The 23,069-nt window shown below is 71.1% G+C and carries 20 protein-coding genes and 1 pseudogene; 12 read left to right on the top strand and 9 right to left on the bottom strand.

Annotated features, from left to right (window positions below; all coding sequences use genetic code 11):
- Positions 1-66: 66 nt before the first annotated feature.
- A complete protein-coding gene (locus Z052_RS06820; protein ID WP_089308035.1) occupies positions 67-2,664 on the top strand; it encodes a DNA topoisomerase in 2,598 nt (865 codons plus the stop codon).
- 86 nt (positions 2,665-2,750) lie between these two features.
- Positions 2,751-4,271 (top strand): PAS domain S-box protein, encoded by a 1,521-nt coding sequence (locus Z052_RS06825; RefSeq protein WP_099288925.1) that lies wholly within the window; start codon positions 2,751-2,753, stop codon positions 4,269-4,271.
- A 79-nt stretch (positions 4,272-4,350) separates the two neighbouring features.
- Here the strand turns inward: Z052_RS06825 and Z052_RS06830 are convergent, their stop codons facing one another.
- The 5 genes and pseudogenes from Z052_RS06830 to Z052_RS06850 all read right to left on the bottom strand — a co-directional run bounded on the left by Z052_RS06830 (position 4,351) and on the right by Z052_RS06850 (position 7,669).
- Positions 4,351-4,719: a DUF192 domain-containing protein gene (locus Z052_RS06830; RefSeq protein WP_086219665.1), complete on the bottom strand. Its 369-nt coding sequence runs from the start codon at positions 4,717-4,719 to the stop codon at positions 4,351-4,353.
- Between the two features lie 62 nt (positions 4,720-4,781).
- The gene (locus tag Z052_RS06835) at positions 4,782-5,036 is read right to left on the bottom strand and encodes a glutathione S-transferase N-terminal domain-containing protein (protein WP_049931424.1); all 255 of its coding nucleotides are present in this window, start codon (positions 5,034-5,036) and stop codon (positions 4,782-4,784) included.
- A gap of 207 nt (positions 5,037-5,243) precedes the next feature.
- Entirely contained in the window at positions 5,244-6,890 is a 1,647-nt protein-coding gene (gene thsB / locus Z052_RS06840) for a thermosome subunit beta (RefSeq protein WP_049931518.1), read from the bottom strand.
- A gap of 242 nt (positions 6,891-7,132) precedes the next feature.
- Positions 7,133-7,270, bottom strand: a pseudogene (locus Z052_RS06845) (copper resistance protein CopD); the annotation flags it as partial.
- Between the two features lie 63 nt (positions 7,271-7,333).
- Positions 7,334-7,669, bottom strand: coding sequence for a hypothetical protein (locus tag Z052_RS06850; protein ID WP_049931425.1), 336 nt, complete (start codon positions 7,667-7,669; stop codon positions 7,334-7,336).
- Positions 7,670-7,853: 184 nt separating this feature from the next.
- Here Z052_RS06850 and Z052_RS06855 point away from each other — a divergent pair, with 184 nt between their 5' ends.
- The 5 genes from Z052_RS06855 (at position 7,854) to pheA (ending at position 13,316) form a co-directional block, all read left to right on the top strand.
- Positions 7,854-9,470, top strand: a complete 1,617-nt coding sequence (locus Z052_RS06855) for a BCCT family transporter (protein ID WP_094519984.1) — start codon at positions 7,854-7,856, stop codon at positions 9,468-9,470.
- 96 nt (positions 9,471-9,566) lie between these two features.
- Positions 9,567-10,094 carry a hypothetical protein gene (locus Z052_RS06860; RefSeq protein ID WP_094519983.1) on the top strand — a complete coding sequence of 176 codons (528 nt, stop codon included), beginning with the start codon at positions 9,567-9,569 and terminating at the stop codon, positions 10,092-10,094.
- Between the two features lie 224 nt (positions 10,095-10,318).
- Entirely contained in the window at positions 10,319-11,188 is an 870-nt protein-coding gene (locus Z052_RS06865) for a CbiX/SirB N-terminal domain-containing protein (protein ID WP_049931428.1), read from the top strand.
- A gap of 2 nt (positions 11,189-11,190) precedes the next feature.
- Positions 11,191-12,420 carry a DR2241 family protein gene (locus tag Z052_RS06870; RefSeq protein WP_094519982.1) on the top strand — a complete coding sequence of 410 codons (1,230 nt, stop codon included), beginning with the start codon at positions 11,191-11,193 and terminating at the stop codon, positions 12,418-12,420.
- Positions 12,421-12,509: 89 nt separating this feature from the next.
- Complete coding sequence (gene pheA, locus Z052_RS06875; RefSeq protein WP_094519981.1) at positions 12,510-13,316, top strand: prephenate dehydratase; 807 nt, start codon at positions 12,510-12,512, stop codon at positions 13,314-13,316.
- 553 nt (positions 13,317-13,869) lie between these two features.
- Here the strand turns inward: pheA and cysS are convergent.
- The 3 genes from cysS to Z052_RS06890 all read right to left on the bottom strand — a co-directional run bounded on the left by cysS (position 13,870) and on the right by Z052_RS06890 (position 18,526).
- A complete protein-coding gene (cysS, locus tag Z052_RS06880; RefSeq protein WP_094519980.1) occupies positions 13,870-15,387 on the bottom strand; it encodes a cysteine--tRNA ligase in 1,518 nt (505 codons plus the stop codon).
- 395 nt (positions 15,388-15,782) lie between these two features.
- Entirely contained in the window at positions 15,783-17,045 is a 1,263-nt protein-coding gene (gene ilvA / locus Z052_RS06885) for a threonine ammonia-lyase (protein ID WP_049931432.1), read from the bottom strand.
- A gap of 95 nt (positions 17,046-17,140) precedes the next feature.
- On the bottom strand, positions 17,141-18,526 hold the full coding sequence (locus Z052_RS06890; RefSeq protein ID WP_094519979.1) for a deoxyribodipyrimidine photo-lyase: 1,386 nt from the start codon (positions 18,524-18,526) through the stop codon (positions 17,141-17,143).
- Between the two features lie 110 nt (positions 18,527-18,636).
- On the opposite strand from Z052_RS06890, the gene Z052_RS06895 reads away from it, so the two are divergent.
- The 4 genes from Z052_RS06895 (at position 18,637) to Z052_RS06910 (ending at position 21,223) form a co-directional block, all read left to right on the top strand.
- Positions 18,637-19,140, top strand: coding sequence for an Hsp20 family protein (locus tag Z052_RS06895; RefSeq protein WP_094519978.1), 504 nt, complete (start codon positions 18,637-18,639; stop codon positions 19,138-19,140).
- A gap of 120 nt (positions 19,141-19,260) precedes the next feature.
- Complete coding sequence (locus tag Z052_RS06900) at positions 19,261-19,674, top strand: Hsp20/alpha crystallin family protein (protein ID WP_086216297.1); 414 nt, start codon at positions 19,261-19,263, stop codon at positions 19,672-19,674.
- A 66-nt stretch (positions 19,675-19,740) separates the two neighbouring features.
- A complete protein-coding gene (locus tag Z052_RS06905; protein WP_094519977.1) occupies positions 19,741-20,373 on the top strand; it encodes a protein-L-isoaspartate(D-aspartate) O-methyltransferase in 633 nt (210 codons plus the stop codon).
- Between the two features lie 49 nt (positions 20,374-20,422).
- Positions 20,423-21,223, top strand: a complete 801-nt coding sequence (locus Z052_RS06910) for a protein-L-isoaspartate O-methyltransferase (RefSeq protein ID WP_094519976.1) — start codon at positions 20,423-20,425, stop codon at positions 21,221-21,223.
- Positions 21,224-21,249: 26 nt separating this feature from the next.
- On the opposite strand, the gene Z052_RS06915 is transcribed toward Z052_RS06910, so the two are convergent.
- Complete coding sequence (locus tag Z052_RS06915) at positions 21,250-21,726, bottom strand: hypothetical protein (protein WP_049931438.1); 477 nt, start codon at positions 21,724-21,726, stop codon at positions 21,250-21,252.
- Between the two features lie 143 nt (positions 21,727-21,869).
- Here Z052_RS06915 and Z052_RS06920 point away from each other — a divergent pair, with 143 nt between their 5' ends.
- Positions 21,870-23,039, top strand: coding sequence for an ATP-binding protein (locus tag Z052_RS06920; protein WP_394338383.1), 1,170 nt, complete (start codon positions 21,870-21,872; stop codon positions 23,037-23,039).
- Positions 23,040-23,069: the final 30 nt, after the last annotated feature.

Below are 23,069 nucleotides of genomic sequence, written 5' to 3' on the forward strand. Positions count from 1 at the left end.
CCCCTCGCCTGCCGCTGATTTCGCGTCGCGAAAGCTTTAGACCCGGGAGCGGCGTATCTCGCCGCAATGAGTCGCGGCCCCGAACTAATCATCACGGAGAAAGACAACGCGGCGCGGCGTATCGCCGACATCCTGAGCGGCGAGTCCGCGACCGCGGAGCGGATGAACGACGTCAACGTCTACGAGTGGGGCGGCAAGCGGTGTATCGGGCTCTCCGGCCACGTCGTCGGCGTGGACTTCCCCGCCGAGTACAACGACTGGCGCGACGTGGAGCCGGTCGAACTCATCGACGCGCCCGTCACAAAGACGCCGACGCAGGAGGGGATCGTCGCCGCGCTCCGCCGGCTCGCCCGCAACGCCTCGCGGGTCGTCATCGCGACCGACTACGACCGCGAGGGCGAACTGATCGGCAAGGAGGCGTACGAGCTCGTCCGCGAGGTGAACGAGGACGTGCCCGTCGACCGCGTCCGCTTCTCCTCGATCACGGAGAACGAGGTGCAGGAGGCGTTCGCGAACCCCGACGACCTCGACTTTGAGCTGGCGGCCGCGGGCGAGGCGCGACAGACAATCGACCTCACCTGGGGCGCGGCGCTCACCCGGTTCCTCTCGCTGTCCGCGCGCCAGCTTGGAGACGACTTCATCTCCGTCGGTCGGGTCCAGGGGCCGACCCTCAAGCTGATCGTCGACCGCGAGCGGGAGATCCAGGCGTTCGACCCCGAGTCGTACTGGGAGCTGACGGGCGAGCTGGCGAAGTCGAGCGGCGACCCGTTCGAGGCGCGCTACTTCTACCTGAACGACGAGGGCAACGAGCGCGAGCGCGTCTGGGACGAGGCGGTCGCGGAGACGCTCACCGAGGCGCTCGACGCGGCCGACGGGGCGACCGTCGACGACGTCACCCGGCGGACACAGACCGACGACCCGCCGACGCCGTTCAACACCACCGCGTTCATCCGCGCCGCGGGGTCGCTCGGCTACTCCGCGCAGCGCGCCATGTCGCTCGCGGAGGACCTCTACACGGCCGGCTACGTCACCTACCCGCGGACCGACAACACGGTGTACCCGGAGGACTTGGAGCCCGAGGAGCTGATCGCGGACCTCGGCGACTCGCCGACATTCGGCGAGGACGCCGCGAGTCTGCTCGACGAGGACCGCGAGATCGAACCGACCGAGGGCGACGAGGAGACGACGGACCACCCGCCGATCCACCCCACGGGTGAGCTGCCCGCCGCCGCCGACCTCTCGGACGACGAGTGGGAGGTGTACGAGCTGATCGTCCGCCGGTTCCTGGCAACCTGCGCCGACCCCGCGACGTGGGAGCGGTTGCGCGTGGTCGCGCTCGCGAACGGCGAGGCGACGCCGATCGCCGCGGGCGCCGACGGGCTCGCCGCGCTCCGCGACACCGACGACGCGGCGAAGCCGGCCGACCTCGCCGCCGACGGCGGGCTGCGGCTGAAGGCCAACGGGAAGCGGCTGCTGGAGGCGGGCTACCACGAGGTGTATCCGTACCGCTCCAGCGACGAGCGGATCGTCCCGGACGTCGAGGTCGGCGAGACGCTATCGCTGTCGGACCGTTCCACCGAGGGGAAGGAGACCCAACCCCCGCGCCGCTACGGGCAGTCCCGGCTCATCGAGGAGATGGAGAAGCGGCAGCTCGGCACGAAGGCGACCCGGCACCGCACGATCGAGAAGCTGTACGACCGCAACTACGTCGAGAGCGACCCGCCCCGCCCGACGCGGCTCGCCGAGGCGGTCGTCGAGGCCGCGGAGGAGTTCGCCGACCGGATCGTGAGCGAGGAGATGACCGCCCAGCTCGAACAGGACATGGCGGCCATCGCGGCCGGCGAGAAGGAGTACGACGAGGTGACCGCGGAGTCCCGCGAGCTGCTCTCGCGCGTGTTCGACGACCTCACCGACTCCCGCGAGGCGGTCGGCGACCACCTCCAGACCTCGCTGAAGGCGGACAAGACTCTCGGCCCGTGTCCGGAGTGCGGGTCCGATCTCCTCGTCCGCAAGTCGCGGCAGGGGTCGTACTTCGTCGGCTGCGACGGCTATCCCGACTGCGAGTACACCCTCCCGCTCCCGTCGACCGGAAAGCCGCTCCTCTTGGACGAGACCTGCGACGAACACGACCTCCGTCACGTGAAGATGCTCGCCGGCCGGAAGACGTTCGTCCACGGCTGCCCGCAGTGTAAGGCGGACGAGGCCGACGAGCAGGAGGACGAGGTGATCGGGACGTGTCCCGACTGCGGGGCGGAACACGGGGGCGAGCTCGCGGTCAAGCGGCTCCGCTCCGGCTCGCGGCTCGTGGGCTGTACGCGCTACCCCGACTGCGACTACTCGCTGCCGCTCCCCCGGCGCGGCGAGATCGAGGTCACCGACGAGACCTGCGAGGAACACGACCTCCCGCACCTCCGCGTCCACTCCGGCGACGAGCCGTGGGAGTTGGGCTGTCCGATCTGTAACTACCGCGAGTTCACGGCCCGGCAGGAGGGGTCGGAGCTCCAAGCCGTCGAGGGGATCGGCGAGAAGACCGCCGCGAAGCTGAAAGACGCCGGCGTCGACGGCGTCGACGAGCTCAAGTCCGCCGATCCCGACAGTCTGGCGGCCGACGTCGACGGTGTTGGGCCCGACACCGTTCGCGACTGGCAGGCCAGAGCGGACTGACCGCCGGCGCGCCGCGCCCGGTTCGATTCCGCCGCAATTCATAAATCCACAAACACATATGCGCGGAGTGTCTCGATTACCGACAGATGGGTGACCGCGACCCGGACTCGTCGGCCGAGGACCGATCGCCGTCGAGCGGCGACGCCGCTCCGTCGGGGATCCTCCGAGCCTTCGTCGAGGCGGTTCCGACCCCGACGCTCGCCTGCGATCCGGACACGCTGGCCGTCCGCGCCGCGAACGCGCCGGCGGCCGACCTCGTCGGCCACGACCGCGGCACGCTGACGCTGATGGGCCTCCCGGACCTCGGCGAGACCGATGTCACCGTCTCCGGCGAGCCGATCGCTGACGTCGCCGCCGCGGCGGCCTCCCAGACGCCCGGCTCCGACGGCGCGACCGACGCGGCCAAGTGGTTCGAGTGGGACCTCCGTCTCGGCGATCCGAGGCTCCGGGTCGACGCGGCGCTCCACACGGCGACGATCGCCGGGTCCGAGTGGCTGGTCGTCGGACTCTCCGACGCCACCGCCCGCGTCGCCGCCGAGTCCGAGCGGGACACCGAGCGCCGACTGGTCGACGCGCTCGCCGACACCGTCCCGCTCGCGCTGTTCCGCTGTACCGAGGAGGGAACGCTCTCGCGGTGGAACGACGAGCTCGCGGCCGACACGGGGTACGCACCCGACGCGCTCTCCGGACGGGCGCTCACGTCGCTGTTCGACGAGGCGACGCGCGACGCGATCAGCGAGGCCCTCACTCGGGTGTATCGCGACGGCGAGGCGGTCTCCCGCGAGGCGCGCCTCCTCACCCGCTCCGGCGAACGCGTCCCCTATCGGCTCTCCGTCGGTCCGGTGACCGACGGCGACCGCGTCGTGGGGGCCGTCGGCGTCGGCGAGGACGTCACCGAGGCGTCCCTCAGGGAGGAGCGGCTCGCCGTGTTGACGCGCGTGCTGCGGCACAACTTCCGGAACGATCTCAACGTGGTCACGGGGTTCACCGGACAGGCCATCGAGGCCGTCGACGACCCCGAGCTCACCGAGCAGCTCGAACGGGTCGTCGCCACCGCCGAGCGGCTGTTGCGCCTCGGCGAGACCTCTCGCAAGGTCGAGCGGCTGCTCTCCCAGCGCCCGTCGGCGCGACCGATCGCGCTCGCGCCCGCGGTCGACGCCGCCCTCGAATCGGTCGACCCGGCGGTCCTCGACGGGGCCACCGTCGATGTCGACATCCCGGACGACATCGTCGTCTCGGCGGTCGCGTTCCTCCCGGAGGCGATCACCGAGCTCGTCGACAACGCGATCCGCCACAACGACGCCGACGAGCCGCGGGTTCGGGTCTCGGCCGCGGAGCTCCCGAGCGAGTCGTGGGCCTCCCTCGTCGTCGCGGACGACGGGCCGGGGATCCCCCCGGCCGAGCGCGCCGTCCTCACCGGCGAAGAGACGCCGCTCGAACACGCGAGCGGGCTCGGGCTCTGGTACGTGAACTGGATCGCCACCGCCGGCGGCGGGAGCCTCGACATCGCCGAGAGCAAGGCCGGCGGAAGCCGGATCGAGCTGTCCCTGCGCGTCGCCGATGCGCCGCCGATCGACGACACCGAACTGTTCAGCCCGGACGACTGAGCCGGACGGGGGTGACGCGGTCGCCCCGTCGACGCCGAGGTCGCTCCGGCGCTCACGACTCCGCGAGACGGCGCGCGCCTCACTCCGCGAGCCGGAGCTCGTCGCCCACCGTCACCGACTCCGCCGCGCCGGCCGGCAGCTCGACGACGGTGTCGGCGCGGCCGCGGCCCAGTCCCACGAACGGCGCGAGCCGCTTCTCCGCCGTCACCTCGCCGTCGACGAGCCACACCGCGTCGATCGCGAATGGCACGAACAGCATATGGAGCCACTGCGTCTCGGGCTCGTCGAAGGGGAAGACGAGGGCGTAGTCGTCGGGGACCGACCGCCGGAACATCAGCCCGCGGGCCTGTTCGAGCGTCGAGCGGGCGACGTCGACGTCGCTCGCGAGGACGGTCTCGGTCCGGTCGCCCGACGCGTCGGGACGGTGTACGAGTCGCACGCGGGTCACCTCGCCGCGGGCGAATAAATAGGCTCTCGTTCGACGGTGGCTCGCGTCCCCGCGTCCGAGCGTTAGCTCGCGCCGCCGTACGTCTCTTCGAGGTACTCGACGATGTCGTCGCTCTCGGGCATCCCCTCGATCCCGTGCTCCTCGTCGACGAGGACGGGCACGCCGGTCTGTCCGGAGACCTCCTCGACCTCGGTGCGGTCGCTGTGCGAGCGCGGGACCATGATCGAGTCGTACTCCAAGCCGAGGTCGGACAGCTTCGTCTTCACCTTCGCGCAGTACGGACAGCCTTCGAGCTCGTAGAGCGTGAGATCTGCCATCGCCCCCCCGTAGGGCGCGGATCCGTAAAGAGGTGCGGCCGCCGATGTGCGCGGCGCGCACGGGCGGGCAAAAGGCGAGCGGGCGGGGATCGGCCCCTCGCCAGCCGACTTCGGCGGCCGTTCGGCTGGTCTCGGTTGAAACGGGGGAAAACGGAGCGTTCGTCGGACGAAACGGTGGGAACGGTGGAAGTCAGTTCTCGGCCGACTTCACATCGCGCCGCCCATGCCGCCCATGCCGCCCATGCCGCCGCCGGGGGCGCCGCCCTCGTCGTCGCCGCCCGCCGTCGAGAGGTCGCCCGCCGAAATGATGTCGTCGATTTTCAGGACCAGGTTCGCCGCCTCGGCCGCGGAGGCGATCGCCTGCTCCTTCGCGTGGGCCGTCTCGACGACGCCCGCCTCGGCCGTGTCGACGACCTCGCCGGCGAACACGTCGAGCCCGGCGTGCTGGTCGCCCGCCTCGTGGGCCGCGCGGAGGTCGACCAGCAGGTCGATCGCGTCGAGGCCCGCGTTCTCGGCGAGCACGCGCGGGATCAGTTCGAGGGAGTCGGCGAACGCCTCGACCGCGAGTTGCTCGCGCCCCTCGACGGAGTCGGCGTAGTCGCGCAGGCGGCGCGCGATCTCGACCTCGACCGCGCCGCCGCCGGGCAGCGTGCGCCCGTCGGAGACGGTCGTCGAGACCACGTCGAGCGCGTCCTGGATGCCGCGTTCGAGCTCGTCGACAACGTGGTCGGTCGTGCCGTACAGGAGGAGCGTGACGCCGTGGGCGTCCTCGCCCTCGACGTAGAACAGCTCCTCGTCGCCGTCGCGCTCGACCGAGCCGACCGCGAGGTCGTCCGCGGTGAGGGAGTCGAGGTCGGTGACGATCGGCGCGCCGAGGACGTTCTTCAGGAACGTCAGGTCGGACTTCTTCGTGCGGCGGACCGCCAGCACGCCCTCCTTGGCGAGGTAGTGCTGCGCGAGGTCGTCGATGCCCTTCTGACAGAAGACGACGTCGGCGCCGGAGTCGACGATCTGGTCGACCTTCTCGCGGAGCTGCTCCTCCTCCTGATCGAGGAACTTCTGGAGCTGGTCCGGCGAGTCGACGTTGACGGAGGTGTCCACGTCGGCCTCCTCGACCTCGATCGGGTCGTTGAGGAGCAGGACGTTCGCCGACTCGAAGTCGGTCGGCATGTCGTCGTGGACCGGGTCCTTGTCGATCGCCGCACCGGTGAGCAGGCGGGACTCGCCCGCCGCGCGACCGGTGCGCGTCTCGATGTTCAGGTTCGCCAGGTCGACCACGTGGGAGCCGTCGTCGGCCTCGACCGTGACGCCCTGTACGGCGCGGACGACGAGGTCGGCGAGCACGTCCTTGTCGAGCTCGGCGCCCTTGCCGGTCATGGACGTCTCGGCGACGTTCTGGAGCGTCTCAGTGTCGTCGGGGTCGACCGCGGTCGCGACCTCGTCGACCTGCTCGCGGGCGTACTCGCTCGCGAGGTTGAACCCCTTGATCACCGCTGTCGGGTGGATGTCCTGTTCAAGCAGGTCCTCGGCGTTCTTCAGCAGCTCGCCCGCGATGGCGACCGCGCTGGTCGTCCCGTCGCCGGCCTCGTCCTCCTGGGTCTCGGCGACCTCGACGACCATCTCGGCGGTCGGGTTGTCGATGTCCATCTCCTGGAGGATGGTGACGCCGTCGTTGGTGATGGTGACGTCGCCCATCGAGTTGACGAGCATCTTGTCCATCCCCTTCGGTCCGAGCGTCGACCGGACGGACTCGGCGACGCCGCGCGCCGCGGAGATGTTGTACTCCTGTGCGTCCTTGTCCTGGACGCGCTGGGCGTCATCGCCCATGATGATCATCGGCTGACCCTGCTGCATTCGCTGACTCATACAGCGTTTGATTGATTGTGATTCTATATAAATGTCTCGTTGACGGCCGGACGGACACGGACGGACGCCGTCGGGAGCCGCCGTCGAAAACCGCACGACACCGGACCGTTTCTTTCCGGATCGTGCGGAGAGTTAGCATTGGTCTCTGGTGGGACGAATTCGGCTATCCGACGCCGTTTATATATCTCGCTCTCGCCGCCGCGTCACCCCGGAACCCCGCCGGCGAGCAACGCGGCGTCGACGAACGCCTCGCGGCCGAGCGTCCCGTCGGTCGCCCGCGGCAGGGTCGCGTAGACGACGTACAGCGTCGCGCCGGTCCACAGCGCGCCGGAGACCACGTGGAAGACGAAGGCGGTCGTGAGCAGCACACCGTTCCGTCCGGCTAACGACGGCATAATCAGGCCGCGCCGTCGCGTTCCGAGAGCTCCGCGTCACGGCAGCGTCAGCGTCCCCTCGTACCGGTGCGTGCCGTCGACAGTCTCGCGGTACTCGTACGCGGGCGGGGGCTCGATCCCCCACTCGCGGAGGCGCTCGTCGACGCCGTCCACATACGTGACGAGGAACGAATCCCGGTCGCGGAGCGTCGGCGGCGTCCGGGTGTACTCCGTCTCGAACCGACACCGCGCCGTTCGCCCGTCGTCGTTGACCTCGATCCGGACCCGGAGGTCCGAGCGCAGCCGCTCGCGGACCGGCGGCGGGTCGCCGCGGAGGTGCCCCTCGCCGAACGCGTCGATCGCGGCCAGCGCCTCGTTCGGGACGTGGTTCACGGCCGCGGATACGGGCTGGCAACACGAATCTCTGCCGCCCGCGCGCCGCCGGATCGGCGCGGCCGACGACGGTGACGGTCCGCCGTCGATTTCCGACCACGGTGCGCGGACGAAAACGGACGTAAAAGCGCTCGGAAACAGGTTTAATCCGGTTGAGGCCCTGCTGATCGATACCCACTCGTTTATGAATGGACGCTCCGTCGTCGAGTCGATACGCTCGTTCAGATCCGAGGTCGATCCCGTGCCCTTCGCCGCCGGCGCGCTGGCAACGTTCGCGTTCCTCGCGTACACGGCGGCCGACACGGAAGGCGCCGCCGCCGCGATCGACGCGGCGTTCGTCACGTTCGGCCAGGGGCTCGCGTGGCTCTACCTCGGCACGGTGCTCGCGCTGGTCGGGGCCGCCGGCTACCTCCTCGTCAGTCGCTACGGACGCGTCCGCCTCGGCGAGGGCGACCCCGAGTACGGGACGGCGTCGTACGTGGCGATGTTCTTCTCGGCCGGGCTGTCGGCCGGCATCGTCTTCTTCGGTCCCGTGGAGGCGCTGTTACACTACCAGACCGTCCCGCCGCTGTTCGCGGGCGAGGTGGCCGCGGAGTCGAGCGCGGCGGCGGTGCCCGCGGTCGCGTACACGGTCTTCCACTACGGCGTCAGCGCCTGGGGCGGGTACCTCGCGATCGGCATTCCGGTCGCGTACTTCGCCTACCGGCACGACGCTCCGTTCCGCGTCTCCACCGCGCTGTATCCCGTCCTCGGCCCCGACCGGCTCGACGGCCTCGTCGCCCGGACGGTCGACACCCTCGCTGTCGTCGCCACCATCGGCGGGATCGCGACCGGGCTCGGCTTCATCGCCACCCAGGTGCTCACCGGCGTCACGTTCCGGACCGGAGTCGCGTTCGGCGACGCCGAGACGGTCGCCGTCATCGTCGGCATCACCGTCCTCTTCACGCTCTCGCTCGTCGCGGGCGTGAGCCGCGGCATCCGACGGCTGTCCGTGTTCAACATCGCGGTCATGGCCCTGCTCCTCGGCGTGGCGCTCCTCGCCGGGCCGACGGTCGACGTGTTGAACATCGGCGTGGCGGCGCTCGGCACGTACGCGACCTCCTTCTTCGAGATGAGCCTGTTCACGGGGAGCGGCGTGGAGGGCGGCGCGAGCTGGACGGCGGCGTGGACCGTCTTCTACTGGTCGTGGTGGATCGCGTGGGCGCCGTTCGTCGGGCTGTTCCTCGCGCGGATCTCCCGCGGCCGGACGATCCGGTCGGTGGTCGGCACCGCCTTCGGGACGATGACCGCGGTCTCGGCGCTGTGGTTCACCGTCGTCGGGGGGACGTCGATCCGGATCCAGCAGTCCGGCGCGGCCGACGTGCTCGGCGCGGTCGGCGAGTTCGGCGACGGCGTCTCCGGCTACGTCATCTTCGGGGCGTTCCCCGGCGGCGAGCTGTGGCAGCTGCTGTTCTTAGTGCTGGTGACGACGTTCTTCCTCACCTCCGCCGACTCCTCGACGCTCGCGGTCGGCATGCTCACGACCGGCGGCAGCCGGAAGCCGTCGGGCGCGAACCGGGTCTTCTGGGGGATCCTCCAGGGTGCGATCGCCTCCGTGCTCGTGGTCGTCGGCGGCGCGACCGCGCTCCGGTCGTCGGTGATCGTCACGGGCGCCCCGTTCGCGCTCGTCTGTCTCGTCGCCATGGGCGGGTTCCTGCGCTGGCTGTCGCGGTCCGACGAGCCGGTCGCCGCGGACGATCCCCGGCCGGAGTCCGACCCGGTGCCGCCCGCGTCGGCGAGCCTCGCCGAGGACGACGACTGACCGCGCGGGACCGCCGGCCCCCGCGGACGACGCCGGACCGGCCCTGACGACGCGGCGATCGAAACCGGCTTGATCGACGCGCGCGCAAGTCGGTCCATGTCGCTGGCAGCCGACACCCGCGAGGCCGTCCGCTCGCGGCCGTTCGTCTTCGACGCGCTCCGCGCCGGCCTCCTGAACTACAGCGCCGCGGCCGCGTGGCTCGCCGAGGCCGCCGCCCTCGACGGCGAGCCGGACGCGGTCGCGGCCGCTCTCCGGCGCTTCCGCGAGGACCTGCCCGCGTACGCGACGGAATCGCGAGGGACGACCGTCTCGATGCGCAGCGGGGTCGGGCTCTCGGCGGCCGACGGCGCGGCCGAGGGCGACGCCGGCGAGCCGCTCCTCCGCGTCGGCGACGCGGCCGTCGCTCCGGAGGGCGACCGCACGGCGATCGTCGCGACCGGCGATGTCGACGCCGCGGCGCTAGGGGCGTCGCTCCGCCGGTTGGCCGTTCGGGACATCGAGGTCCCGGCCGCCGGCGTCGCGGAGAATACGCTCGTCTGCGTCGTCGGGCGGCGCGACGGTCCGGACGCGGTCCGGATCGTCGAGGCCGCGCTCGACGCGGTGCCGACGACCGACTCGACCTGACGCGCGGTCGATGGCCGGCTCCGCCTTGACGCGCGGTCGATGGCCGGCTCCGCCTTGACGCGCGGTCGATGGCCGGCTCCGCCTTGACGCGCGTTCAACGACAGCTCCGGCCTGTCGCGCGGTCAACGCCGCTTTGCGGGTCGACCCCGAACCCCGGCGTCGCACCGTTTTCGCACTCCCGCAGCCTCCGAAGTCCCTAAGAGCGGCGCGGCCCCAGTACGGGTATGCAGTCGCTCGTCATCGTCGCGCACGGCTCGCACCTCAACCCCGAGTCGAGCGCGCCGACGTACGACCACGCCGACACGATCCGCGCCACCGGTGCCTTCGACGAGGTCCGCACCGGCTTCTGGAAGGAGGAGCCGCACTTCCGAGAGGTGCTCCGCACCGTCGAGGGCGACGAGGTGTACGTCGTCCCGCTGTTCATTTCGGAGGGCTACTTCACCGAGCAGGTGATCCCCCGCGAACTCCGCCTCGCCGGCTGGGACGTCTCGGAGTGGGACTCCGACGGCCTCTCGGCGGACCAGGCGACGCTCGTCGCCGAGGACATCGACAAGGAGGTCCACTACTGCGGGCCGGTGGGGACCCACCGCGCGATGACCGACGTGATCGTCCGCCGCGCGGAGTCCGTGACGAACGACGCCGACGTGGGCGACGGGTTCGGCCTCGCGGTCGTCGGCCACGGCACCGAGCGCAACGAGAACTCGGCGAAGGCGATCGAGTACCACGCCGACCGGATCGCCGAGCGCGACCGATTCGACGAGGTGAAGCCGCTGTACATGGACGAGGACCCGGAAGTCGACGACCTCCCCGAGCACTTCGAGAGCGACGACGTCGTCTTAGTTCCCCTCTTCATCGCCGACGGCTACCACACGCAGGAGGACATCCCGGAGGACGTGGGCCTCTGTGAGGACCACACCGAAGGATACGACGTGCCCGAGACGGTCGACGGCACGCGGATCTGGTACGCGGGCGCGGTGGGAACGGAGCCACTCATGGCCGACGTGGTCTTAGAGCGCGCCGACGACGCCGGCGCCGACCTTGGGACGGCGCTCGACGACGTGCGAGAGACTACCCGCGTCGCCACGGGGGACTGAGCGTGAGCGACCCGACCTCCGCGGAGGCTGACGCGGCCGACGACGGATCCGAAGACGCCGGTGGCGAGCCCGACGCGCCAGAGATCGACCTCCCGAGCGAGGCGTTCGACGCGGTCCTCGACGCGCTCGCCGACCGCGAGCCGGGAGAGCCCGTCCGGTTCGAGGGGTTCAGCGTGGCGCGCGGCGCCGACGAAGACGACGAGGACGCTCCCGTCGAGGACGCCCCCGGCGAGTACGTCCTCGCCGACGGCGACCGCCCGGTCGGGCTGAGCGAGCGCGAGCTCCACGAGGCGCTCTCCGAGCGCGCCGCGGCCGTCACCGACTGGTACACCTTCGAGCGCGTCGTCGGCGAGTTCGGGCCGCGTCGCGCGTTCCTCCGCTGGATCGAGGACGCGGACGGCGATACCGTCGCGACCCGGTACGCCGCGCTCGCCGAGGGCATCGAACGCGCGTGGGGCGAACTGAAGATCACGGCGACGGTCACCGACCGCGGGGAGCGCCGCTACGACGTGCGCCACGCCGACGACGCCGGCGTCCCGGTCGACGATCTGGACGCGTACGACGACCCGCTCAACGCCCGCGATCTGGTGACGTTCGACGAACAGGGGCGGTACCGCCCGCTCAAGACGGCCCCGTCGCTCGCTGGCGGCTGGGTGTTCCCCGACCTCGGCCCGCGCGACCTCTACGAGGCGGTCGAGACGATCTACCCCGCGACCGTCGCCAACTGGCACCGCGAGCGCGAGGGGGAGCTCGACGTGACTCACTGGCGCGAGACGATGGAGCGCCAGTCGGGCATCTACGGCGTCGTGAAGACGTGGGACCGCGGCGAGGGGTACGAGCACGTCAACTGGGTGGCGGAGGCCTGTTGCGACGACTCGCAGTGTCTCAAGCGCCGCGAGTGGCAGTACGACGACGAGACGGACCTCGACGTCGACGGCGGCGACGGCGCGTTCCCCTGCCGCGAGCCGTGTTCAGTCGTGGTGTCGGCCGCGCGGAAGTGGACGCGACTGGAGAGCGAGCAGCCGCGGACGTACGAGTTCGACCTGACCCCGAGCGAGAAGGAGCAGGTCGAGGACATCATCGACGCGGTCGCGGACGGCCGGACCGACGAGATCCGCGAGGCGGACACGAAGGAGGGGGCGAACCGGTACCGGGCGCGCTTCCTCCGCGCCAAGCTGTTCGACGACGAGGGGAACCTCGGCCGCGTGCCGACCGAATCGGCCGAGGAGTGACCGGCTCCGTAGCCCGACCCCGATCGGACGCACCGGAAACATCGCCGCGCCCCGCAGGCTTTTCTCGGCTCCCCTGAAACGGTGGGGCAATGAACGCCGTCACGTTGGGTCCCGCCGGCACGTACTCGCACCGCGCCGCGCGCGCCGTCGCCGCCGAGGTGTCGTTCCGCGAATCGGTCACCGCCATCGTCGACGCCGTCGCGGACGGCGAGTTCGAGCGCGGCGTCGTCCCCATCGAGAACAGCATCGAGGGGTCGGTCACGGAGAGCCTCGACGCGCTCGCCGACTACGACGTGTCCGTCACCCGCGAGGTCGTCACGCCGATCCGCCACGCCCTCCTCTCGCAGGACGACTCGTTCGAGGTCGTCGCGAGCCACTCGCAGGCGCTCGCGCAGTGTCGCAACTGGCTGGAGTCGAACTACCCGGACGCCGGCCTCGAAGCGGTCGCTTCCACGGCCCGCGGCGTCGAGCGTGCCCGCGAGGACGCCCGCGTCGCCGGGATCGGGCACCCGGACAACGCCGGCAACGACCTCTCTATCCTCGCGGAAGACATCCAGGACCGGACGTCGAACGCGACGCGGTTCCTCGTCGTCGCGCCCGAGTCCGCGAGGGCCGACGCCGGCGGGAAGACCACGCTGATCGTCTACCCGAACGCGAACTACCCCGGCCTCCTGCTGGAGCTGCTGGAGGCGTTCGCCGACCGCAACCTCAACCTCTCGCGGATCGAGTCGCGCCCGAGCGGCGAGCGCCTCGGCGACTACCTGTTCCACTTCGACGTGGACGCCGGGCTCTACGAGGACCACATGGCGAAGGCGGTCGACGATGTCGAGACCATCGCGGACAAGGGGTGGGTGAAGGTGCTCGGATCGTACGACACCGAGCACGTGCTCGACTGAGACCTGAACTTCGGAAGACTGCGACCCGTTGCTCCGTTATTTAAACGACCAGACCTAACGGTGGCGACTATTTATCGATGAACGCGGCGGTACGGTGGCGCGCGCCTCCGAGCGGCCGCCTACGGCGGCCGTGAGGAGCGCGTGCGAGGTCGCCGGCGCCACGCGCCGGCTGCCAGAGGGACCTTCGGTCCCTCGTTGGAGTCGCTGGCTCCCGGAGCGAAGCGGAGGGCGCCAGCGACGAGGCTGGGGAGGCGCGAGGTGCGGTGCTGTGCGGTGCGGGACTCAAAGGGGCAGCCCTGAGTGCGAAGCACGGAGACGCAAGTAGCGGGGCGCTACGCGCCGCGGGAAGCCGGCGGCGAAGCCACCGGCGACACCGCAGCGAAGGGGCGGTAGCGACCGACCGAGGAACACAGCGAGCCGCGCGAGCCCTCACGACTGGGGCTTTGGAGATGTTATCCGCGGTTCCGTCGGCAGCTGTTTATATACGAGCGACCGAGCCACCCACCGCTATCGCCACATTGACTATCCCCCCGGTGAAACGCGCGGTTCCGTATTACTCGAACCGGTACGTCGCGCCGTCCGGGCCGTCCTCGATCTCGACGCCGACTTCGCCGAGCGCGTCGCGGAGCTCGTCCGCGCGCTCGTAGTTGCCCGCCTCGCGCTCGGCCTCACGGACGTTCAACACGAGTTCGACCAGCTCGCCGGCGAGGTCGACGTCGCCGTCGCTCGGCGACTCGAACTGGAGGCCCAACACGTCGCCGCCGAGCTCTTCGAACGCTTCGACCGCCTCGCGGAGGCCCCGGTAGTCGTAGGCGGCGTCTGCGTCACGGGTCCCGTTCCCGTCATCGTTCCCCTCGTCGACCGCGTCCACGTGTCGGTTCACCGCGTCGGTGAGATCGAGGAGCGCCGCGGTCGCCTCTCGGAGATTGAGGTCGTCGTTCATCGCGGCCGCGAAGTCGTCGCGGGCGGTCGCAACTGCCTCGCGGAGGTCGGCGTCCTCGGCTTTCGCTCGGGCCTCGGTCGAGTCGAGCGCCTCGACGGCGCGGTCGTACGTGCGGGAGAGCCGCTCCCAGCGCTCCTCGGCCTCCGCGATCGTCTCCTCGGTGAGCGCCTGCTCGGAGCGGTAGGCGGCGCCGGCGTAGAACGCGCGGACGACGTTGACGCCGAGTTCGTCGAGGGCGTCCGGAACGGTCCAGAAGTTGCCGATCGACGAGGACATCTTCTCGCCGTCCATCTCCAGCAGGCCAACGTGGAGCCAGTGGCGCGCGAACGCCTCGCCGGTCGCCGCCTCGGACTGCGCGATCTCGTTCTCGTGGTGCGGGAAGACGAGGTCGCGCCCGCCCATGTGGATGTCGAGGGTGTCCCCGAGGTGCGTCGTCGACATCGCCGAGCACTCCACGTGCCACCCGGGTCGCCCCTCGCTCCACGGCGACGCCCACGTCTCGCCCTCGGGCGTCTCCGCGCCGTGGTCGTGTTTCGCGTGTTCGCGCGCCGCGGTCTCGCTCACGCCGTCGGCCTTCCACAGCGCGAAGTCGGCCGAATTCCGCTTCTCCGAGCGCTCGTCCGGCTCGCCCTGCGCTTCGAGCGCGTCTAACTCCTGGTTCGAGAGCTTCCCGTACTCGTCGAAGCGGGTCACGTCGAAGTAGACGGAGCCGTTCGACTCGTAGGCGTACCCCTCCTCGATCAGGGTCTCGACGAGGTCGACGATCTCCGGCACGTGCTCGGTGACGCGGGGGTACACCTCCGCCCGCCTGAGGTTGAGTCCGCGCATCGCGTCGAACGTCGTGGCGGTGAACGCCTCGGCCACGTCGCGTTCCTCGGTCCAGTCGTCGCGCTCGCCGACGCGGGCCGTGATCTTCTCGTTGACGTCGGTGACGTTCTCGACGTGGCGTACGTCGTAGCCGAGGTGTTCGAGCCACCGGTGGAGCACGTCCGCGTGGAACCACAGGCGGGCGTGCCCGAGGTGCGGGTCGTCCGACACCGTCAGGCCGCAGACGTACAGCGTGACGTCGCCGTCGGCCGTGAACTCGACGCGCTCGTCTTCCAGGGTGTCGGTAACGACGAGACTCATTACGAGACGGTTGCCGAGGTGAGCGTTTCAAATCGTCGGATCGCGCGAGACGACGACCACCCGCCCGACGCGGTCGGCGGGTCGATCGTGGACGCCTTCGGTGACTTGGCGGTGAACACCTCCAAAGCCCCAGTCGCGAGGCCGAAGTACGCTCGCTGTGCTCCTCACTCGGTCGCTCCGCTCCCTCGTTCCGGTGCTTGCGTCGCCTACGGCGGCCTCGCGACTGCCCCTTTGAATCCCGCCCCACACCGCAACCGCACCTCACGCCTCCCCAGCCTCGTCGGCCTCCCTGCGGTCGGCCGACTCCCTCGCACGCGCTCCTCACGGCCGCCGCAGGCGGCCGCTCGGAGGCGCGCGCCACCGTAGTTCAATTTATACATCGACGACATTCTCCCTCACGCCTCCCGCGTCGTCCACTCCACCTCGTACCCCGCCTCGCGTACCGCCTTGAGGACGCGGTCGACGTGGGCAGGGCCGTTCGTCTCCACCTCGAAGACGAGGTCGGCGTCGCCGACCGGCAGGTCAGGTCGGCTGCGCTCGTGGCGCACGGTCCGGATGTTCGCGCGCTCCGCGCCGATCAGGGTGCTGATCTCCCCCATCGTCCCGGGCGTGTCGTCGATCCGGACGGAGAGCTCGATCAGCTGGTGGCGGTCGACGAGGGCGTGCGTCACCACCTCCTTCAGCGTCGTCACGTCGATGTTGCCGCCGCAGAGAAGCGGGACGACGGTCTCGCCGCCGAGGTCGAGATCGTCGACCGCCTCGTCGTTCAACAGGGCGGCCGCGGCGGTCGCGCCCGCGCCCTCGACCATCTGCTTCGCGCGCTCCAAGAGCAGGAGGATCGCGTTCGCCACGTCGTCGTCGCTCACGACGACCGCCTCGTCGAGGTGTTCGTCGAGGAGTTCGAAGGTGAGGTCGCTCAGCCCGCCGGTCGCGATCCCGTCCGCGATCGTGTCGGGTTCGTCGCGCGTCACGAGTTCGCCGGCCGCGAGGCTCTCCGAGAGCGTCGACGCGCCCTCGGTCTGAACGCCGACGACCCGCGTCTCGGGCGACCGGGCCTTGACCGCGGTTGCGACCCCGCCCGCGAGCCCGCCGCCCCCTACGGGGACGAGGACGGTGTCGACGTCGGGCACCTGGTCGAGCACTTCCAGGCCGAGCGTCCCCTGTCCCGCGACCACGTCGGGGTCGTCGAACGCGTGGACGAACCGCGTCCCGGGGTCGTCGGTCAGCGTCCGAGCGTGCGCCATCGCCTCGGGGAACGCGCTGCCCCGGAGGACGACCTCGGCGCCGTAGGCGCGGGTCGCCTCGATCTTCGCCGCGGGCGCTGCCTCCGGCATCACGATCGTCGCTTCGATCCCGGCGTCGGCCGCCGCGAGCGCGACCCCCTGTGCGTGGTTGCCCGCGCTCGCGGCCACGACGCGCTCGATCGGGACCTCCGCGGCGCGCTCTCCGGACCCGTCTATCGCCAGCGAGATCGCGTTGTACGCGCCGCGCGTCTTGAACGAGCCGGTGCGCTGGAGGTGTTCCATCTTGAGACGCACGTCGGCGCCGCACCGATCGCTCAGCGAGCGACTCCGCTCAACGGGCGTCCGCTGGACGATGTCGGTGCCGGCGAGCCGCTCGGCGGCGGCCTCGACGTCGTCGATCGCGACTGGGGACATAGCGGAGCCGTTCTCGGGGCCCCACGAAAAGGACTCGGTTACGGAACGCCGGTACCACCCACGGGTCCGCACCGCTCCGCGCCGACCCGCGCCCGCTATCGCTTCCCGAGCGCCTCCTCGAAGACGCGCTGCGCGCGCTCGTACCCTTCGTTCCGGTCGACGATCGGGTGCGCGTAGTCGGGCGCGAGCTCCTCGCGCTCCGCCCGCGAGAGGGTCGGCCAGTCGACCACCTTCCCGGACGGCACGTCCGAGAGCTCCGGGACGTACGCCTTCACGAATCGGGCGCCGTCGTCGTACTTCGACATTTGGCTCACCGGGTCGAAGATGCGCACGTCGACGGAGTCGGTGCCGGTGGAGGCGGTCCACTGCCACGCGCCGTGGTTCGAGGCGTAGTCGTGGTCGATCAGCTGCTTCGTGAAGTAGCGCGCGCCGCGCCGCCAGTCGATCAGGAGGTGCTTCGTGAGGAAGCTCGCGACCACCTGCCGCGGCCGGTTGTGGATGTACCCCTCCTCGTTCAGCTGTCGCATTCCGGCGTCGACGAGCGGGTAGCCGGTCTCGCCGCGCGTCCACGCCTCGAAGGCGTCGTCGTCGTCGCGCCACGCGATCTCGTTCGGGAACGACTTGTAGTTCGACACGGCGAGGTCCGGGTTGAAATACAGCAGGTGGTACATCTGCTCGCGCCACGACAGCTCGTACCGGTACTTGTCGACGTTGCGGCGCTCCCCGCCGGTCACGGCGTCGTACACGTCGCTCGCGCCCGCCCACAGCTCGCGGACCCCGATTGCGCCGGTCGCGAGGTACGGAGACATCCGCGAGACCGCGTGCGTCGGGGCCTCGACGGCCCGCGCGAGGTCGTCGCGGGTGTCGTTGTACGAGGTGATCCCGTAGTCGAGGAACTCGTCGAACCGCTCGCGGGCGGCCTCGTACCCCGCGTCGGGGAGGTCGATGTCGGCGTCGGGCTCGGGGACGGTCTTCCCGTCGCGCACGTCGGCCAGCGCGGCCGCATCCGGCTCCGCGTACGGCCCGCGCTTCGGCACGGCCTCCCAGTCGCCGTGGAACTGGCTGTGGTTCGGATAGCGCGCCTCCAGCCGACCGGGGTCGACCAGCACGATGTCGGTCCGCGAGTCGGTGTCGACGCCTTCGCCGGCGAGCGCGTCCTCGACCGCCCGCTGTCGGTTCCGACGGGCCGCTCGGTACTGTTCGTTGTAGAACACCGCCTCCGCGTCGTATTCCGCGGCGAGGTCGACGAGGACCGCTTCCGGGTCGCCGGCGCGGACGATCAGGTCGCTCCCGAGTTCGCGGTACCGCTCCTCTAGTCGCTTCACGTGGCGGAGGAAGAACGCGCGCTGCCGCGCGCCGACCGTTCCGAGCAGGTCGGCGTCGTACACGAACACCGGCACGACTTCACCGTCCCGAGCCGCGGCGGCGAGCCCGGCGTTGTCCCGCGTTCGAGCGTCTCCTCGGTGCCAGAACAGGCGCATACGATCTCCAAGGGCGCCAGCGGATAGTGTCTGTCGCCGGCGTCTCGGCGCGCCGCCGTCCCCGCCTCCGCCAGTACGTTCAAGACGCTCCGTCACGAATCCTGACCTGTATGACCCGACGCGATCCCTTCGACGAGATAGAGGAACTGTTCGAGCGGATGGGCCGCGAGTTCGAGGAACTCGGCGGCACGCTGGAGGGCACCGGCCCCGAGGTCCCGCGGTTCCCGGGGGCCCGCGACGTCGACGTCGACGTGGTCGAAGACGACGAGGCGATCACCGTCGTCGCCGACCTCCCCGGATTCGACGCCGACGACGTGGATGTCGAACTGCGCGACGACGCGCTCGTTATCAGCGGGTCCCGCGAGGAGTCGAGCGAGTTCGATATCGCCGAAGAGGACGGTGCCGACGATCCGGACGACGGCGAGAGCGGTCCGGCCGACGTCCGCTACCACCGGCGCGAGCGCCGGCGCAGCACCGTCTCCCGTCGGGTTCCGATCCCCGAACCCGTCGAGGCCGACGCGGCGGCGGCCTCCTTCGACGCCGGCGTCCTCACCGTCACGCTCCCCAAGCGCTCGCCCGACGACGACCGCGGGCACACGATCGACGTCAGCTGAGCCGCGCTCGCGTCGTCGGGTGTGACAGGGGGTGCGCCGCGGCCGGGATACCGGAATCCGCCGCCGCGAGATAGCACGCGTCAGTCGCTATTTAACACCTCACGGCTCCTCTCTGTCGGTATGAACACGACGAATCCCTTCGACGAGATTGAGCAGTTCCTCGGCCGCACCCCTTTCGGGGGCGAGCGGGCTCGGGGCCGCGACCTCCGGACCGCCGACATCGACGTCGCCGAGTACGCCGACGAGTTCGTCGTGATGGCCGACCTCCCGGGGTTCGATCGCGACGAGATCGACGTCCGAGCCCGCGACGACCGGCTCGCCATCGCCGCCGAGCGCGACGCGGAACGCGAGGACGCAGACCGGCGATACATCCGACGCGAGCGGCGCCACGAGTCCGTCACTCGGACCGTCGGCCTGCCGACGAACGCCCGTCTCGACGACGCCACCGCGACGTACCGGCACGGTGTCCTCACTGTAACGGTCCCGATCGATGTCCTCGACGCGGACGAGGGACGCCGGATCGACGTGAACTGATCCGCCCGGCTCGACCCCTGCCTCTCCGCCGATGCTTTCTCCACGCACACTGTGCTATCAACTCACATGAACGACGGCGACCGCACGGCCGAACGACGCGACCTCGTGAGCGCGCTCCGACGGCGTCTCGACGTGAGCGAGCAGACGCTCTCGGCGATCGGAGCCGTCCCCCGCCACGAGTTCGTTCCCGAGGCGCATCGCGAGTCGGCGTACGCCGACCGGCCGCTCCCGATCGGCCACGACCAGACGATCAGCGCGCCGCACATGGTCGCACTGATGACGGATCTCCTCGACGTCGAGCGCGGCGACCGCGTCTTCGAGGTGGGGACTGGCTGCGGCTACCACGCCGCGGTCGTCGCCGAGGTCGTCGGCCCGGGGAACGTCCTCTCCGCCGAGCGGGTCCCGGAACTGGCCGCCGCCGCCCGCGAGCGCCTTGCCCGTCTCGGCTACGACGTGGCCGTCGCGGCCGCCGACGGCCGAGAGGCGTTCCTCGACGAGGCTCCGTTCGACGCCGCTTACCTCACCTGCGCGGCGCCCGAGGAGGTTCCGGACGCGGTCGTCGACCGTGTCCGGGCGGGCGGCCGCGTGGTCGCCCCCGTTCGCGAGGGTGGTCGCCAGCGGCTCGTCCGACTGACGCTCCGCGAGGGCGGCATCGACCGCGAGGACCACGGCGGCGTGCGGTTCGTCCCGATGCGATAGTCGGCCCGCCGAACGCACGGTTTTAGAGGACCGAGTCCCGAGACTGCGCATGGACGACGCGTCGCTCAGGGCGGACATGATCGAGGGGCTCGAACACCAGATCGGCGAGCCGATCGAGCCGCCCGTGCTGACCGCGCTTCAGCGCGTCCCGCGCGATCCCTTCGTCGACGACTCGCCTCGCGGCGGCGCCGTCGACGGCGACGACCCGCACTCGCTCTCGCTCCCGACGCTGGTCCGTCTCGTCACCGCGCTCGACGCCGCCGAGGGCGACTCGCTCCTCGTCGTCGGTGCGGGGATCGGCTACTCGGTCGCGATGCTCGCCGAGATCGCCGGCGCGCGGCGCGTCCACGCGGTCGACATCGACCGCGCCGCCGTCGCCGCCGCGCGGTCGAACCTCGACGCGGCCGGTTACGGGGCGGTCCTCGTCGACCGCGCGGACGGCGCCGACGGACTCCCCGCGTACGCACCGTACGACCGGATCCTCCTCGAAGCCGCCGTCGTCGAGCCGCCGCGTTCCCTCAGGGACCAGCTCGCGCCCGACGGGCGAATCGCCTACCCGCGCGGCGCCGGCGTCCAGACGGTCGCCGCGATCGAGCCGTCCGCCGGGGGTCCCGACGCGGGCGACGCCATCGCGTCCGGCGCCGGTACGGACGACGATCCGGCGCCTGACGGCTTCGAAACGGTCGAGACGCACGGGCCGGCGCGGCTCCAACCGATGCTCGTCGACGGCGAACAGCCCGGAACGGAACGGAACCGAACTCGGCGGGAGGACGCGGAGCGCGCCGAGCGCAGCCGGCAGCGACGGCACGGCTGGGAACAGGACTGGATCGACTGGGACAGCCGGCTTTAACCGACTCTCCTCCGCCGCTCGCGGCGTCACTCCTCGACGACGAGCACCTCGGTGTTCCCCCGCTCGTCGACGTAGTCGCCCTCCGCCGGCGGCTTGATGTCGATCGCGAGCGTCCCGTCGGCCTGATTCGGCCCGAGTTCCGGCTCGACGTCGACGGTCGCGACCCCGTCCTCGTTCGTCTTCGCGGTGACGACGCCGTCGATCTGCGCAGAGCCGCCCCGGACGATGACCGTCGCGTCCGCGACCCGAGAGCCGTCGGGGTCGACGACGGCGACGTCGACCGACTGCTCGCCGGGCGTGGTCACCTCCGGCTGGGGCTGCGCGTCGAGTTCCGTCGCGGCCAGCCCGTCGATGTCGCCGATCATCCCCATCATCACGCTGAGGCTGGCGACGCCGACGACGAGCGCGATGACGAGGCGGACCGGAAGCCCCTCGATCGCGCGGGTGTCGGTGCTGAACGTCCGGCGGTTCGCGGTGCGCGAGTCGTGTGTTCGATCGGACATACGCCGCGCTGGCCGCGGTATCTGATATAAACGATCGGACGATCCGGGCGGCGCCGCGGCGGACGCCCGAGAGACGCGCCCGACGACCGGGACCCGATCCGGCTCCCGGCGCTTTTTGTCTGATGCCGAGGCCACCCGGCCGCGTGTACGTACTCGGCCGCGACGACGGGACCGACCGTACTGAGGGGGCTGACCGCGGCGACTGCGCCGACCTCCGTGACAGTGCTCACCGCGACGGTGACCGTCCGCCTCACACCGCTCGGATCGGCTCTTTCCTCGCCCGCGACGGCAGCGCCGGCGCTCCGGTCGGCGTCGACCTCGACCGCCCACACGCGGGCGTCGTGTTCGGGAAGCGCGGCACCGGGAAGTCGTACACCCTCGGCGTCCTCGCCGAGGAGCTGGCGGACGCAGGCGGTGTCGCCCCGGTCGTCGTCGACCCGATGGGCGTCTTCGCCGGCCTCGAAGCGGCCGGCGGACGGACCGTCGACCCCGCGGTCCGTCCCGCCTCGATACCGCCGTCGGCTTGGCCGAACCTCCTCGGCCTCGCCCCGGCGAGCGGCCCCGGAACCCTCGTCTGGCAAGTCGTCGCGGACGCGGTCGACGACGGATCTGGAGAGGCGACGGACCGTAACGCCGCGAGCGGAACGACCCCCTCGCCGTCGCTCGCGGCGCTCCGCGAGACGGTCGACGCGGCCGACGCCCCGGCGGAGACGCGTCGCGCCGCCGCGAACCACCTCCGGCTGGCGGCCTCGTGGGGAGTCTTCGACGCCGATGCGCCGCCGGTCGCGTCGCTGGCGGCCGACGGCAACCCCGCGGTCCTCGACCTCGCCGGCGTGCCCGACGCCGCCGCGGCGGCCGTGGTCCGCGCTGTCGCTCGCGGGCTCTACGACGCGCGGATCGCGGGCGATCTCTCCCGGCTCCCGTGGCTGCTCGTCGACGAGGCGCACGCCTTCTTCGACGGGGTGGCCGACCCCGCGCTCCGGACGCTCCTCACGCGGGGCCGCGCGCCGGGCGTCTCGCTGGTCTGTGCGACCCAGCGTCCGGCCGCGCTCCCGAGCGTCGCCGTCTCGCAGTCCGACCTGCTCGTCTCCCACCGGCTCACGGCGGCGCGCGACGTCGAGCGACTGGCGGCGGCGGAGGCGACGTACCTCGCCGGCGACCTCGCATCGCGGCTTCCCGAGGGCGTCGGCGAGGCGCTCGTCGTCGACGACGCCACAGAGACGGCCCACACGGTCCGGATACGGGAACGCCGGACGCCGCACGAAGGCGAGAGTCCGCGCGCGAGCCGGCTATCGGACCCCGAACCGCACTGACGGGTCCAGAACGCACAAGCCGCCCCGGAA

It is taken from the genome of Halorubrum sp. C191 (assembly GCF_002727095.1).
Taxonomy (GTDB): domain Archaea; phylum Halobacteriota; class Halobacteria; order Halobacteriales; family Haloferacaceae; genus Halorubrum; species Halorubrum ezzemoulense.